At 69.5% G+C, this 12,917-nt stretch carries 13 protein-coding genes; 5 read left to right on the forward strand and 8 right to left on the reverse strand.

Going from position 1 to position 12,917, the window contains the following annotated elements; all coding sequences use genetic code 11:
- Positions 1-12 precede the first annotated feature (12 nt).
- From sigK to G6G98_RS15335, 4 genes are all read left to right on the forward strand, one after another.
- On the forward strand, positions 13-612 hold the full coding sequence (gene sigK, locus G6G98_RS15320; RefSeq protein WP_208321512.1) for an ECF RNA polymerase sigma factor SigK: 600 nt from the start codon (positions 13-15) through the stop codon (positions 610-612).
- The gene (locus G6G98_RS15325; protein WP_164234428.1) at positions 609-1,376 is read left to right on the forward strand and encodes an anti-sigma factor; all 768 of its coding nucleotides are present in this window, start codon (positions 609-611) and stop codon (positions 1,374-1,376) included. The genes sigK and G6G98_RS15325 overlap by 4 nt, the downstream gene beginning before the upstream one ends.
- Before the next feature lie 28 nt (positions 1,377-1,404).
- Complete coding sequence (locus tag G6G98_RS15330) at positions 1,405-2,031, forward strand: DNA-directed RNA polymerase subunit beta (RefSeq protein ID WP_067354651.1); 627 nt, start codon at positions 1,405-1,407, stop codon at positions 2,029-2,031.
- A gap of 163 nt (positions 2,032-2,194) precedes the next feature.
- Entirely contained in the window at positions 2,195-3,079 is an 885-nt protein-coding gene (locus G6G98_RS15335) for an aminodeoxychorismate lyase (protein ID WP_067354653.1), read from the forward strand.
- A 199-nt stretch (positions 3,080-3,278) separates the two neighbouring features.
- Here the strand turns inward: G6G98_RS15335 and G6G98_RS15340 are convergent, their stop codons facing one another.
- From G6G98_RS15340 to G6G98_RS15375, 8 genes are all read right to left on the reverse strand, one after another.
- Entirely contained in the window at positions 3,279-3,950 is a 672-nt protein-coding gene (locus tag G6G98_RS15340) for an endonuclease domain-containing protein (protein ID WP_243842147.1), read from the reverse strand.
- A gap of 374 nt (positions 3,951-4,324) precedes the next feature.
- Positions 4,325-5,104 (reverse strand): phosphate ABC transporter ATP-binding protein PstB, encoded by a 780-nt coding sequence (gene pstB / locus G6G98_RS15345; RefSeq protein WP_067354658.1) that lies wholly within the window; start codon positions 5,102-5,104, stop codon positions 4,325-4,327.
- A 42-nt stretch (positions 5,105-5,146) separates the two neighbouring features.
- Entirely contained in the window at positions 5,147-6,250 is a 1,104-nt protein-coding gene (gene pstA, locus G6G98_RS15350) for a phosphate ABC transporter permease PstA (protein WP_067354661.1), read from the reverse strand.
- Between the two features lies 1 nt (position 6,251).
- The gene (gene pstC / locus G6G98_RS15355; protein ID WP_067354663.1) at positions 6,252-7,220 is read right to left on the reverse strand and encodes a phosphate ABC transporter permease subunit PstC; all 969 of its coding nucleotides are present in this window, start codon (positions 7,218-7,220) and stop codon (positions 6,252-6,254) included.
- Positions 7,221-7,367: 147 nt separating this feature from the next.
- Positions 7,368-8,468 (reverse strand): phosphate ABC transporter substrate-binding protein PstS, encoded by a 1,101-nt coding sequence (locus G6G98_RS15360; RefSeq protein ID WP_067354666.1) that lies wholly within the window; start codon positions 8,466-8,468, stop codon positions 7,368-7,370.
- A 163-nt stretch (positions 8,469-8,631) separates the two neighbouring features.
- Positions 8,632-9,639 (reverse strand): NUDIX hydrolase, encoded by a 1,008-nt coding sequence (locus tag G6G98_RS15365; RefSeq protein ID WP_084788373.1) that lies wholly within the window; start codon positions 9,637-9,639, stop codon positions 8,632-8,634.
- On the reverse strand, positions 9,636-11,801 hold the full coding sequence (locus tag G6G98_RS15370; RefSeq protein WP_067355156.1) for an RNA degradosome polyphosphate kinase: 2,166 nt from the start codon (positions 11,799-11,801) through the stop codon (positions 9,636-9,638). The genes G6G98_RS15365 and G6G98_RS15370 overlap by 4 nt, the downstream gene beginning before the upstream one ends.
- Positions 11,802-11,853: 52 nt before the next feature.
- On the reverse strand, positions 11,854-12,537 hold the full coding sequence (locus G6G98_RS15375; RefSeq protein ID WP_067354669.1) for a winged helix-turn-helix transcriptional regulator: 684 nt from the start codon (positions 12,535-12,537) through the stop codon (positions 11,854-11,856).
- 72 nt (positions 12,538-12,609) lie between these two features.
- Here G6G98_RS15375 and G6G98_RS15380 point away from each other — a divergent pair, with 72 nt between their 5' ends.
- Entirely contained in the window at positions 12,610-12,900 is a 291-nt protein-coding gene (locus G6G98_RS15380; protein ID WP_067354671.1) for a hypothetical protein, read from the forward strand.
- Positions 12,901-12,917: the final 17 nt, after the last annotated feature.

The following is a 12,917-nucleotide window of genomic DNA, read 5'->3' on the forward strand; positions in this document are numbered from 1 at the left end:
GAGGGATGAGGCATGCTGGTGGAGATGGTCATCGACGGTATGGACGTGCCCGAGGACGGGACGGCGCAGGACGCCGTCGCGGAGCTGCTCGTGCGCATCGCCGACGGCGACCAGGACGCCTTCGCGTCCCTCTACGACTCGCTCTCCCCGCGGGTGTTCGGTCTCATCCTCCGGGTCCTCGTCAACCGCTCGCAGAGCGAGGAGGTGCTGCAGGAGGTGTTCCTCGAGATCTGGCAATCCGCAGGACGCTTCGCTCCGAACAGAGGTCAGGGACGGTCCTGGGTGATGACGATCGCCCACCGCCGTGCCGTGGACAGGGTTCGGGCGTCGCAGTCCAGCGCCGACCGGGACGTGCGCGCCGGACTCCGCGACCTCGGCGTGGCGCACGACAGCGTCGCCGAGCAGGTCGAGCTCGGCCTCGAAGGCGAACGCGTCGTCGGGGCTCTCGCCGGGCTCCCGGAGGCGCAGCGGGAGGCGCTCGTCCTCGCGTACTACGGCGGTTACAGTCAGAACGAGATCGCGGTGCTCGTGGGAGCCCCGCTGGGGACGATCAAGACACGGATGCGGGACGGTCTCAGCCGGCTCCGCACGGCGATGGGGGTGAGGGCATGAACGAGGACGAATTCGCGGAGCTCGCGGCCGCCGCCGCCCTGCACGCGCTGTCGCCGGAGGACGAGCGCCGTTACCGCGACGCGCTCGCGGACCACCCCGAGTGGTCCCCGATCGCCGAGACGGATGCCGAGACGGCCGACCTGCTCGCCGGTGCCGTCGCGCCTGAGGCGCCGCCCGCCGGCATCCGCTCCGCCCTCCTCGCCCGGATCGCGGAGACGCCGCAGGGCGCCGAGGAGCCGCCCGCGGCGACCGTGCAGGTCTCCGCACCGGCCCCGGCCGGCGAGGAGAGCGCCGCACGGAGCCCACGGCATCCGCTGCGGATCCTTTTCGCGCTCGCCGCATGCCTCGCCCTGCTCGTCGGCGTCGGCTTCGGCGCTGTCGCCCTGAACCAGCAGCTGAACCGCCCTGCGAGCGTCGTCGCGCTCGAGGAGATCCGGGCGGCGGGCGATGCCGAACAGGCCACCGTCTCCCTCGACGGCGGCGGCACGGCCACCGCCCACTGGTCGGCGTCCCTGGGCACGGTCGTGCTGGTCGCGGACGGCATCCCGGAGCTCCCGGAGGGCAAGGAGTACGAGCTGTGGTTCGTCCGAGGGGACACGCCGGTGCCCGCCGGCCTCTTCTCGGCGGCGGACGGCGAGACCTCCGCCGTGCTCGACGGCGAGATGCACGCGGGCGACGTGATCGCGGTGACCGTGGAGGAGGCCGGCGGCTCGCCCAGCGGGCAGCCGACCACCGATCCCGTGATCGTCATCCCGACCGCCTGACACCGCCGGACGCGCGTACCCTGGATGGATGCCTGAGCACCACCGCCCCGTCCGCCGCCCCACGCAGGCGTTCGACAACATCGTCGGCTCGCACGACCCTGCCGAGGAGACGCGGATCGCCCATGCGACGGCATCCGCCCTGCTCACCAGGGTCCGCGCCGACGAGAGCGGAGTGAGCGCCGACCGTCTCGTCGCGTTCACCGCGGAGCACGGCATCGACGAGATCGCCGAACTGTGGTCGAAGGCGCCGTCGCGCACTCTTCCCGGGGCGCTGTGGCGGCTGTACCTGCTGCAGCTCGCGATCCATGCGGATCCGCGGACGGCGGCGCTGCTGTACGAGCGGGGGCGTGTCGAGCTCCCTTCGGCGGATGCCGTCATCGCCGGAGCGCCGGTGCCCGCGAACCCGGAGGAGATCGTGACGCTTATCGACACGATCCTGCGGGGCGCGTTCCGCGGCGACTTCGCGGTGGCGCTGGAACGGGCGGCCGCCTTCTGCCGGGTGCAGGCCTCGGGAGCGACGCACACCGCGGACGACTACGAGCCGACGGAGCCGGCCAGGGCGAGCGAGCTCACGACCAGGGCGCTGCGGCTGAGCGGCTACGCCCAGGACCTCAGCGCCTCGGCGGTGCTGTGGCGGATGGACGCCCTGGCCTGATCGGTCTTCGGCGCCCGGATATGAGAAGACCGGGCCGCAAGAACGCCTCTCGGCGGAAGGCCGCTCGCAGCGGCGAAAATTGGAGCCCGGGGTTATGCGGCCCGGCCTGATCCATTGTAACGCGATGCGGCGGAGTCTATTCCCGGGGCCCTAGGCTCGGAGCATGACCCGGCGCTTCGCACTGATGATCGACCCCGTGGCCGCGGATGAGGCCCGCTCCGACTACGGCGACACGTTCACCATGGTGGATGCCGCTGCCCCCGCCCTGAGCGTCGGCGAGCTGAGCACCCAGCGCGGCGACGGGGTGTTCGAGTCGATCGGCGTGGTCGACGGCCATGCGCAGGAGGTCGTGCCGCACCTCGAGCGCCTCGCGCACTCGGCGCGGCTGTGCGATCTCCCCGTCCCGAACCCGGCGCAGTGGAGTCAGGCGATCGGCGTCGCCGCCGCGGAGTGCGGGGAGGGGGAGGCCGTGATCAAGCTCATCCTCAGCCGCGGCGTCGAGCACGGGCCGACCCCCACCGCCTGGGTCACCGCGGCGCCGGCCGGCGACTTCACGGCGGCCCGTGTGAACGGCGTCCGCGTGGTGACGCTCGATCGCGGATACGACCTCGGCGTCGCCGAGCGCGCCCCGTGGCTGCTGCTGGGAGCGAAGACGCTGTCGTACGCCGTGAACATGGCGGCACTGAGGGAGGCGCGACGGCGCGGTGCCGACGACGCGATCTTCCTCTCCAGCGACGGGTTCGTGCTCGAGGCGCCGACCGCATCCCTGATCCTGCGCTTCGGGGACCGCTTCGTCACACCGGCGCCGAACGGCGGTATCCTGCACGGCACGACGCAGCTGAGCGTCTACGACCACCTCGCGTCCCGCGGCTTCGAGGTCGGCTACGCGCAGATCCCGGCATCCGACCTGACCAGAGCGGATGCCGCGTGGCTGGTGTCCAGCGTGCGTCTGGCCGCTCCGATCACCGCCGTCGACGGCACCGAGATCCCCGTGGACGCCGCGCTCACCGCCGAGCTCAACGCGTACCTGCTCTCCCCCCGCGACTGACGGCGAGCCGCCGCCTGCGGCCGGGTGCCCGCGCCTGACCGGCCGGGCACAGCTTCGGAGCCCGAACGCGACACGCCACTGTGCGACTCGGCAGTACGGCGTGCTGCGGCTCCATCTCCGAAGTCGTGCACACACACTTGCTCCGAAGCTGTGCTCGGAGCACCTTCGAGTGAGATCACGTGAAGTGCGAGTGTGCGAATCACGGGCGGAGGGCCATCATCGCGACGATGGCCCGCTCGACGAGATCCCAGTCGTGGAGAACCATCGCGTAGTCGAAGCGCAACGACACATGCCCCCATGACGCCGCCGTCGCGTCGCGGACCAGGTCTCGGTGGCGGTGCGATGCGCCGTCGTGGTTGTCCTTGCCGTCGGTCTCGATGATCAGCCAGTCGTCCACGAGCAGGTCGACTCGGCCGGTTCCGATGATCTCGGCCTGCGTTCGCACCGACCAGCGGTACTTGCGGATGCGCAGCCGCACGAGTGACTCGAGTCCACTGTCCGAATCGTCGCGCGAGAAGTCGATGAGGTCTCTGCCGGTGCGATCGACCACGCTCCGCAACCATCGCAAGGCGGCTCGGGGGAGGAGTCCCACACGACGGGCCGACTCCAGGGCGACGAAGAAGGCTTCGGCACCGCGGCATCGGTAGATCTGCAGCAGGACGCGCGGGAGGGACGGGAGCCCGAAGGTCTCCTCTCCCGGACCGGCGTCCCAGTGCCGCGTGCATTCGCAGGTCCTCGACGCGGAACCATGATGGTGGCGATCGGAACGCATCCACACGTGGATGCCGGGCTCGTCGAGCACCCACAGCCCGAGGTGGCGTGCCGCCGTCTCGCAGCCGATCGAGCCCCCGTGCTCGGCGGCTTCGACCACGTCAGAGCACGCCGTGGGGGCTGCGTACACACCGCGTCGAAGCCGACGCAGCTCCTCGTCTCGCACCCGGCGCTCGAGTTCACGGCGAGAATGCGACCTGCGCAGCTCCCGCCACGTCCATACGTCGATCGAGTCGATGGATACGCACATCCGCCAAGGATCGTCGGCTCCGACATCCGTTCCGGTGCTCAAACCCGCGACCTGTGGAACTCTCCTCCGCATACGCTCGCCGTGCAGAAGAACTCGTCGACGCGGACCAGCGGGCTGAGCGTCGGAGCAGAAAGACGAAACGCCGCGTGATCAGATGATCACACGGCGTTTCGCGGCCGAGGTCCGAAGTTGTGCCCGCGGAGCGGCGCGCGGGAGAGACCGTCTTATCCGAAGCGCCCCGAGACGTAGTCCTCGGTGGCCTGCACCGACGGGGTCGTGAAGATCGTCGAGGTGTCGTCGTATTCGATGAGCTTGCCGGGCTTGCCGGTGCCGGCGATGTTGAAGAACGCCGTCCTGTCCGACACGCGCGATGCCTGCTGCATGTTGTGCGTCACGATCACGACCGTGTACTCGTTCTTGATCTCCGCGATGAGCTCCTCGATGGCGAAGGTCGAGATCGGGTCGAGCGCCGAGCACGGCTCGTCCATGAGGATCACGTCGGGGGAGACGGCGATGGCGCGGGCGATGCAGAGGCGCTGCTGCTGACCGCCGGAGAGGCCGGAGCCGGGCTTGTCGAGGCGGTCCTTGACCTCGTTCCACAGGTTCGCGCCGCGGAGGGACTTCTCGACCAGGGCCTCCTGGTCGCTCTTCGCCATGCGCGCGTTGTTGAGGGTCACGCCTGCGAGCACGTTCTCCTTGATCGACATCGTCGGGAACGGGTTCGGACGCTGGAAGACCATGCCGACCTGACGGCGCACGAGCACCGGGTCGACGTTGGCGCCGTAGAGGTTGTTGCCGTCGATGAGGACCTCGCCCTCCACGCGCGCGCCCGGGATGACCTCGTGCATGCGGTTGAGGGTGCGGAGGAACGTGGACTTGCCGCATCCGGACGGGCCGATGAAGGCCGTGACGGTGTTGGGCTTGATGTCGATCGATACGCCCTCGACGGCGAGGAAGTCGCCGTAGTAGACGTTGAGGTCGTTGACTTCGATGCTCTTGGACACGAGAGATCCTTTTCCAGTCGGGTGAGAGTCGGGTGGGCCGGGTCAGCGGCCGTTGGTCTTCGGTGCGAACACCTTGGCGATGACCCGCGCGAGCAGGTTCAGCACCATCACGATCACGATGAGCGTGAGCGCCGAGGCCCAGGCGCGCTCGAGGTAGGCGTCGACCGGGATGCCGGGGTACTTGGCCTGCATGTAGGAGAACACCGGGAGCGTCGCCATCTGCCCGCTGAACATGTTCAGGTTCATGCCCTGGACGATGCCGACGGTGAGCAGCAGCGGCGCGGTCTCGCCGATGACGCGGGAGATCGCGAGCATGATGCTCGTCGTGATGCCGGCGATCGCGGTGGGGAGCACGACCTTGAGGATCGTGAGCCACTTCGGCACGCCGAGGGCGTACGCCGCCTCGCGGAGCTCGTTCGGGACGATGCGGAGCAGCTCCTCCGAGCCCCGGACCACGACCGGGATCATCAGCACCGACAGGGCGAGCGAGCCCATGATGCCCATGCGCGTTCCCGGCCCGACGATCAGCGCGAACACCGAGTAGATGAACAGACCGGCGACGATCGACGGGATGCCGGTCATCACGTCGACGAGGAAGGTGATGCCGCGGGCGAGCTTGCGGCCCTCACCGTACTCCACCAGGTAGATCGACGTCATCAGGCCGATCGGCACCGAGATCACGGTGGCGCCGAGTGTGATGAGGAGCGTTCCCCAGATGGCGTGCACGGCGCCGCCGCCCTCGCCGACGATGTTGCGCATCGAGAAGCTGAAGAACTCGCCGTCGAAGCGCATCAGCCCGTTCACGACGACCGTGTACAGCAGCGAGACGAGCGGGAGCAGCGCGACGACGAAGGCGCCGGAGACGAGGGCCGTCATCAGGCGGTCGACGGCGTGCCGGCGGCTCTCGACGACCGACGAGATCACGAAGATCAGCGCCATGTAGAGCAGCAGACCCACGACCAGGGTGAGCGCGATGTTGAAGTCGGCGGGGTCGCCGCCGCTGTTCGCGAAGGCGAAGATCGTGGCGGAGACCACGAAGGAGACCAGGAGGAGCGCCCACGGCGCCCACTTGGGCAGGTGCCCGGCCGTGGTGGTGTGCGTGGTCGGGACGACGGTGGCGACGGGGGGAGTGGCGGTGGCGGTCATGTCAGTTGGCTCCCGAGAACTCGGCGCGGCGCGACACGATCCAGCGCGCGACGAAGTTGACCGCGAAGGTCACGATGAACAGGATCAGACCGGCCGCGATGAGGGTGTTCACGCCCTCATCGTGGGCTTCGGGGAACCGCAGGGCGATGATCGCGGGGATCGTCGTCGGGTTCTCCGGGTTCAGCAGGTTGAAGGTGACGATGCCGAGGGGCGACAGCACGAGGGTCACGGCCATCGTCTCGCCGAGCGCGCGGCCCAGTCCGAGCATCGCGCCGGAGACCATGCCGCTGCGGGCGAAGGGGAGCACGGCCATCCGCACCATCTCCCAGCGGGTCGCGCCGAGCGCCAGGGCCGCCTCCTCGTGGAGCTTCGGCGTCTGCAGGAACACCTCGCGGCAGATGGCGGTCATGATCGGGAGGATCATGACCGCGAGCACGAGGGAGGCGGTGAGGATCGTCTTTCCGGTGCCGGATGCCGTGCCGCTGAACAGCGGGAACCAGCCCATGTTCGTGTTCAGCCACTTGTAGAACGGCACGAGCATGGGGGCGAAGGTCAGGGCGCCCCAGAGGCCGAACACGACCGACGGCACGGCCGCGAGCAGGTCGATGACGTAGCCGAGGACTCCGGCGAGGCGGCGCGGCGCGTAGTGGGAGATGAACAGCGCGATGCCGATCGCGATCGGCGCCGCGATGATCAGGGCGATGAAGCTCGACCACAGCGTGCCGAAGACGAACGGCCACACCCAGGAGAGGAACGACTGCCCCTCGAGGATGTGGTTGCCGGTGGTGTCCGGTGCGAACGCGGGGATCGCCTGGACGATGAGGAAGATCGCGACGGCGGCCAGCGTGACGAGGATGATGATGCCGGCCCCGAGGGCGGTTCCGGAGAAGATGCGATCGCCCCGGCGTCGCAGGGCGGTGCGCGACCGGGTGGAACGGGCGGTGTCGGGACCCGTTGTGGTGGTGGTCATCGGAGCGGCTCCACGGTCCTTCTCGAGGTTCTGCTGAAAGTGAATCGGGATTTCATGCGGGTGCCCCCGCGGCTCCGGTCGAGATCCTTTCGACCGGAGCCACGGGGGCGACGGTGCCCGGAGCTCGGCGTGTGGCCGAGCATCCGATCACTCGGTGACGATCGCGTCGATCGCGGCCGTGATCTGCTCGCGCAGGGTGTCGGAGATGGGGGCGCTGCCGGCGGCCTCGGCCGCGACGTCCTGGCCCTCGGCCGAGGCGACGAACTCGAAGTACGCCTTCACCAGGGAGGCGACCTCCGCGTCCTCGTACTCGACGCAGCCGATGAGGTACGAGACCAGGGCGATCGGGTAGGAGCCGGCGGGAGCGGCGGCCGGGTCGACGTCGAAGGCGAGGTCGTGCGCGGAGCGGCCCTCCTCGAGCGGGGACGCCTCGACGAGCGCGGCGGCGGCCTCGGCGGAGTACGCGACGTACTCGCCCTCGACCTGCACGGCGACCTGTCCGAGGTCGGAGGTGCGCGAGGCGTCCGCGAAGCCGATGTAGCCGGCGCCGTTGGTGATGGCGTCGACGACGCCGGAGGTGCCGTCGCCGGCCTCACCGGTGGAGAGCGGCCACTCGTCGGCGGCCTCGTAGGTCCAGACGTCGGGGGCCACGGCGCTGAGGTACTTGGTGAAGGTCTCCTGCGTGCCCGACGCGTCGGCGCGGTGCACCGGGACGATCGCCAGGTCGGGGAGCTCGACGCCCTCGTTCTGAGCGGCGATGGCCTCGTCGTTCCAGTTCGTGATGGTGCCGGCGAAGATGCCCGCGATGGTCTTGCCGTCCAGGTTGAGCTCGTCGATGCCCTCGAGGTTGAAGGCGACCGCAACCGGCGAGATGTAGACGGGGATCTCGACGATCTCGTCCGAGGCGCAGGAGCCGAAGCCGCCGGCGGCGATCTCCTCGGCGTTGAACGCGCGGTCGGAGCCGATGAAGTTGGACGAGCCGGCGATGAAGTTCTCACGTCCGGTGCCCGAGCCGGTGGCCGTGTAGTTCACGGTGGTGTCGGGGTTCGCGGTCTGGAACGCGGCGACCCAGGCCTGCTGCGCGGCCTCCTGCGAGGACGCGCCGGTGGCGCCGATGGTGCCCGAGAGCGTGGACTCGGAAGGGCCCTCGGTGGAGCCGGTGCCGCCTTCGTTCGCGGCACAGCCGGCGAGCGCGAGAGCGGCGACGGCGCCGACGGCGCCGATACGTGCGATTCGGGAGATCTTCACTGTGGATCCTTCGATCTGTGTTGGGTGGGGCCCGGTGCAGGGCACACAGTGACGCTAGGTGCGGCGGTTAACGAGACTCTCCCGAGCAGGTGAACGGAAGGTGAACGACCGGCGACTCTCTGGGGAGTCCACAGCGGATGCTCAGGCAGAGCCCGAGCATCCGTCAGTCCTTGGGGATGTGCGTCTCGATCGCGATGATCCCCGATCCGGGGTTCGAGGCGGACAGGTGCACGACGGAGAAGGCGGCCGGGTCGAGTGCGGCGGCGTCGCCGACGTACGATCCGTGCACGGTGCCGGTCGCCAGCGCGATCTCCGACAGCAGCTCGGGGAGGACCGGTCCGTGGCTGCACAGCACCGCGGGCTTCCCCGAGCGCACCCGGCGGCCGACGACGCTGCGGAGATCGGCGGTGCCGGCCTCCCACGCATCCTGGCTGATCTTGGCGGTCTGAGCCGCCTTCCGGCCGAGCGTCCAGGCCAGCGGGGCGACCGTCTCGGTGCATCGCACGGCGTCGCTGGTGATGATCTTGCGGACGCCGAAGGCGCGGAGGGGACCCACGATCGACTTCGCCTGGCGCTTCCCGCGCTCGGTGAGCGGCCGCTCGGCATCCGGCCCGTTCCAGTCCGTCCTGGCGAGGGCCTTGGCGTGACGGAGGGCGACGATGGGGAAGGTGCGCAGCACGTCCTCGTCGACGAGGTTTGCGAAGAAGTCGATGACCTCGCGGTCGACGGGATAGCTCAGCCGCGCGCGGGCCTTCTTCAGGCTGACCCACTCGATCGCGGCGATCTCCCGGTTGGGTACGAAGGAGGAGGCGCGGATCGCGTCGTCGGTGGCCTCGGCGGCCCAGTAGTGCACGACCTTCTGCTTGTTCGAGGGCAGGTGGTAGCGGCTCACCCCGACCGGGACGCCGAGGGACACCCGGATGCCGGTCTCCTCCTGGACCTCGCGGACCGCGGTCTCGGCGAGCATTTCCCCGGGGTCCACCTTGCCCTTGGGCAGCGTGACGTCCCTGTACTTCGTGCGGTGGATCAGCAGGACCCGCAGCTTGCCCTCGACGATGCGCCAGACGACCGCGCCGGCCGCGTAGACCGCCTTGTCGGTCCACTTCGCACGCGTCGAGCCCTCGTCCCGCTTCGAGCGCGGGGGGACCACGCCCGCCTTCGGCGAGGTCATCGAACCGCCCGGGCGCGGCGGCGCCGCTGCACCTGGCCCATCGTCCTGTCCTGCAGGTCGACGAGCGGCTCGCCGTCGGCATCCTCGGAGTGCCGCTCCCACACGCCGTCGGCGCCGAGGTGCCAGGAGCTGGTGCCGGGATCCATCGCGAGGTCGAAGAACTCCTGCAGCTCCCGGAGGTGCGCGGGGTCGGTCACGCGGACGAGGGCCTCGACGCGCCGGTCGAGGTTGCGGTGCATCATGTCGGCGCTGCCGATGTACACCTGCGGATCGCCGTCGTTGTCGAAGGTGAAGATGCGCGAGTGCTCGAGGTAGCGGCCGAGGATGCTGCGCACGGTGATGTTGTCGCTGATGCCGGCGAGGTCGGTGCGCAGGCTGCAGATGCCGCGCACCCAGACGTCGACCTTCACTCCGGCCTCGCTGGCACGGTACAGCGCGTCGATGACCTCCTCGTCGACCATCGAGTTCACCTTGATGCGGATGCGGGCAGGCTTCCCGGCGACGGCGTTGCGCCGCTCGTTGTCGATCTGGCGGATGAGCCCCTTGCGCAGGTGCAGGGGCGCGACGAGCAGGCGCTTGAACTTCTTCTCGATCGCGTAGCCGCTGAGCTCGTTGAAGAGCCGGGTGAGGTCCTTGCCGACCTGCGGATCCGTGGTGAAGAGGCCGAAGTCCTCGTAGATGCGGCTCGTCTTCGGGTTGTAGTTGCCGGTGCCGATGTGCGAGTAGTGGCGCAGCACGCCGTCCTCCTCGCGGATCACCAGGGCGAGCTTGCAGTGCGTCTTCAGGCCCACGAGCCCGTAGACGACGTGCACGCCGGCTTTCTCCAGCTTGCGCGCCCAGACGATGTTGTTCGCCTCGTCGAATCGGGCCTTCACCTCGACGAGGGCGAGCACCTGCTTGCCGGCCTCGGCGGCGTCGATCAGCGCCTCGACGATCGGGCTGTCGCCGGAGGTGCGGTACAGCGTCTGCTTGATGGCGAGCACGTGCGGGTCGCGGGCCGCCTGCTCCAGGAAGGCGACGACGCTGGTGGTGAACGACTCGTAGGGGTGGTGCACCAGCACGTCCGACTTGCGGATCGCCTTGAAGATGTCGGCGCGGGAGTTGCTCCCGGTGGGCTGGAAGGCCACGGCCGTGGTCGGCAGGTGCGGCGGGTAGCGCAGGTCGGGGCGGTCGATCCTCGACAGGTCGAACAGTCCCCGCAGATCGAGCGGTCCGGGGAGGCGGTAGACCTCCTGGTCGGTGATGTCGAGCTCGCGGATCAGGAGGTCCATGGTGACCTCGTCCATGTCCTCGGTGATCTCCAGACGGATCGGCGGGCCGAACCGGCGGCGCAGCAGCTCCGCCTCGAGCGCCTGGATGAGGTTCTCGCTCTCGTCCTCCTCGATCACCATGTCCTCGTTGCGGGTGAGGCGGAACGCGTGGTGGTCGAGCACCTCCATGCCGGGGAAGAGGTCGCCGAGGTGGTTCGCGATGAGCTCCTCGAGGCGGATGAACCGCAGGATCTCGCTGGAGCGGGGCACCTCCACGAAGCGGGGGAGCATCGGCGGCACCTTCAGGCGCGCGAACTCCTGCCGGCCCGTGCGGGCGTTGCGGATGCGGATGGCGAGGTTCAGCGAGAGCCCGGAGATGTAGGGGAAGGGGTGGGCGGGGTCGACCGCCAGCGGCATGAGGACCGGGAACACCTGCAGCTGGAAGTACTCGGTGAGCGCGGCCCGCTCGTCGTCGGTGAGGTCCTCCCATCCGGTGATCTCGATGCCGGCATCCGCCAGCGCGGGCTTGACCAGGCTGGTCCAGGCCCCCGCGTGGCGCAGCTGGAGCGCGTGGGCCTCCCGGGAGATGTCGGCGAGGGCATCCACGGGGGAGCGGCCGATGTTCGTGGGGACGGCGAGGCCCGTCATGATGCGTCGCTTCAGGCCGGCGACGCGGACCATGAAGAACTCGTCGAGGTTGCTCGCGAAGATGGCGAGGAAGTTCGCCCGCTCCAGCTCGGGGAGCGACGGATCCTCGGCGAGCTCCAGCACGCGCTGGTTGAACGCCAGCCAGCTCAGCTCGCGGTCCAGGTACCGGTGATCGGGGAGCAGGGAGTCCGGGGCCTCGACGCTGTCGAAGTCATCGTCCTCGGAGTCCCCGAGTCCGGCGTCGGCGAGTGCGGGATCGATCATGGGGTACATCTAAGCACCGTGAGGTGTCACTCGTGTGAACGGAACGGTTCCGTTACCGCGCCGGTGTCACCGTCTCGTCGTCGTACACGTTGAACCGGTAGCCCACGTTGCGGACGGTGCCGATGATCTGCTCCTGGTCGCCGAGCTTGGCGCGCAGGCGCCGCACGTGGACGTCGACCGTCCTCGTGCCGCCGAAGTAGTCGTAGCCCCACACCTCGCTGAGGAGCTGCTCCCGCGTGAACACGCGGGAGGGGTGCGTCGCCAGGAAGTGCAGCAGCTGGAACTCCTTGTAGGTGAGATCCAGAGGCTTGCCGTGCAGCCTGGCCGAGTAGGACTGCTCGTCGATGGTGATGCCCGAGGCCTGCACGCGCACGGGTTCGGAGACCTCGTCGCGCCGGGCGAGGGCGAGGCGGACCCTGGCGTCCGCCTCGGCGGGCCCGGCCGTGGCGAGGATGACGTCGTCGACGCCCCAGTCCGCGGACAGCGCGCTCATGCCGCCCTCTGTTACGACGAGCAGCAGCGGCGCGTCCTGACCGGTCGCCCGCAGCAGCCGGCACAGCGACTTGGCTCCGACGAGATCCTGGCGTCCGTCGACGATGACGATGTCGTACTCGGGGGCGTTCACGAGCTGCGCGGGCTCGGCCGGGATCTGGCGGACGCGGTGGCTGAGAAGCTCCAGGGCGGGCAGGACCGGCTCCGAGATCGGAGCATGGGTCAAGACCAGGACCAGGGCCACGCGCGTTCCTTCCGGGCGGTTGTCGACGCCGTGCCGCCATGATACCGGGACGGGATGGGCCACAATGGAGTCATGTCGGAACCAGCACTCGCACCGCGCAACGCCGCCCTCGGCGTGATCGTCGTGTGGGCGGCGGCCTTCCTCGCCTCCGTCGCCGTCGGCATCTTCGTCCCCGGGGAATGGCGCGTCCCGTGGCTCCTCGTCACCTTCGGGGGAGTCGTGCTGCTGTCGTTCGCCGTGCAGCTCTGGTACGGCCTCACCGAGGGGTTCATCCTCCGCGTGGCGGGGAGCGTGACCGGCGCCCTGCTGCTGATGGGCATCATCTCCGTCGGCTTCGGGCTGGCTGCGCTGGCATCGGCCTGACGGAGCCTGTCACCGGA

Source organism: Microbacterium hydrocarbonoxydans (assembly GCF_011752045.1).
In the GTDB taxonomy this organism is placed as follows: Bacteria; Actinomycetota; Actinomycetes; order Actinomycetales; family Microbacteriaceae; genus Microbacterium.

Excerpts from the sequence above, each read along its gene's own strand:
- pstC (WP_067354663.1), bottom strand. The coding sequence starts at position 7,220 with ATGACCACCACCACAACGGGTCCCGACACCGCCCGTTCCACCCGGTCG.
- G6G98_RS15335 (WP_067354653.1), top strand. The coding sequence starts at position 2,195 with ATGACCCGGCGCTTCGCACTGATGATCGACCCCGTGGCCGCGGATGAG.
- G6G98_RS15365 (WP_084788373.1), bottom strand. The coding sequence starts at position 9,639 with ATGACCTCGCCGAAGGCGGGCGTGGTCCCCCCGCGCTCGAAGCGGGAC.
- G6G98_RS15380 (WP_067354671.1), top strand. The coding sequence starts at position 12,610 with ATGTCGGAACCAGCACTCGCACCGCGCAACGCCGCCCTCGGCGTGATC.
- sigK (WP_208321512.1), top strand. The coding sequence starts at position 13 with ATGCTGGTGGAGATGGTCATCGACGGTATGGACGTGCCCGAGGACGGG.
- G6G98_RS15370 (WP_067355156.1), bottom strand. The coding sequence starts at position 11,801 with ATGATCGATCCCGCACTCGCCGACGCCGGACTCGGGGACTCCGAGGAC.
- G6G98_RS15325 (WP_164234428.1), top strand. The coding sequence starts at position 609 with ATGAACGAGGACGAATTCGCGGAGCTCGCGGCCGCCGCCGCCCTGCAC.
- pstA (WP_067354661.1), bottom strand. The coding sequence starts at position 6,250 with ATGACCGCCACCGCCACTCCCCCCGTCGCCACCGTCGTCCCGACCACG.
- G6G98_RS15330 (WP_067354651.1), top strand. The coding sequence starts at position 1,405 with ATGCCTGAGCACCACCGCCCCGTCCGCCGCCCCACGCAGGCGTTCGAC.